This is a genomic window from Rhizomonospora bruguierae, assembly GCF_018397995.1.
Taxonomy (GTDB): Bacteria; Actinomycetota; Actinomycetes; order Mycobacteriales; family Micromonosporaceae; genus Rhizomonospora; species Rhizomonospora bruguierae.
This window is the reverse complement of sequence record NZ_BBQH01000171.1, coordinates 1-863: the sequence shown is the minus strand read 5'-3', so window position 1 is coordinate 863 and position 863 is coordinate 1. Positions and strand designations below refer to the sequence as shown.

Genomic DNA, 863 nt, shown 5'->3' with positions numbered 1-863 from the left:
CTCGATTCGTCAGAGAGTTCTAATCTCCGCCTGCCTGTTTCGGCTTGGCTGTTTTGTGCGTTAGCCGGGGGTGCGGGATGGCCGCGTGTCGCTGCGGACGCGCCGGGTCTCCAGGCCCTGGGGTGGGTTCTTCTGCTGGTAGGGGCAGGGGCTGTGGGTCAGGTGGTCAGCGGTAGCAGGGTGCGGCGCTGCCAGCAAAGCTGGCCTCCCCCATTCAGAGGGAAATTGGTAGATCGAGGGTGATGAGGGAAAGGTGCGCCTGACCTGTGAGGATGTGAGTGTCTAAGTCATGTCCACAGCAGAATCGGGTGCACCTTTCTGGTGAGCAAGGGTAGCGGGTGGGATCAGCGGTTGGTCGTGGCCTCGGGTGGAAAGGGTTTGGTCGGTCACGCGGGTGCGGTCTTGCTGCGCCGGTGCGCGGACCGGACCGGGTTGACCGGGGCGTTGAACAAGGTCCTGCCCCGAGGTAAGGGACCGGGGTGGTGGGATCGGGGCACGGTCCTGGTCTGCCTGGCGACCGCGATCGTGCTCGGCGCGACGAGCATGTCCGACATCGGCCTGCTCGCGCATCAGGCCCTCGTGTTCGCCGATCCGCCGTCGGAAGCGACTGTCCGCCGAGCGTTGGCCGGCTTGGACGAGACAGGGTTACGCCGGATCGGCAAGGCTCGGGCGAAGGTCCGTGCCCGGGTCTGGGACCTGCTGTCCCGTCGGCCGCAGGGCTTCCCGTGGCTGTGCGTGGCGGGGAAGCTGCTGACCGGGTGGGTGGTCATCGATCTGGATGCCACGCTGATCACCGCCCACAGCGATAAGCAGGGTGCGGCGGCGACGTTCAAGCGTGGGTTCGGGTTCCACCCCCTCGCGGC

Annotated in this window: 1 pseudogene; it reads left to right on the top strand. The window is 66.7% G+C overall.

The features are described 5' to 3' along the window. Positions 1-402: 402 nt before the first annotated feature. Positions 403-863: pseudogene (locus tag KJS59_RS30695) on the top strand (IS1380 family transposase); the annotation flags it as partial.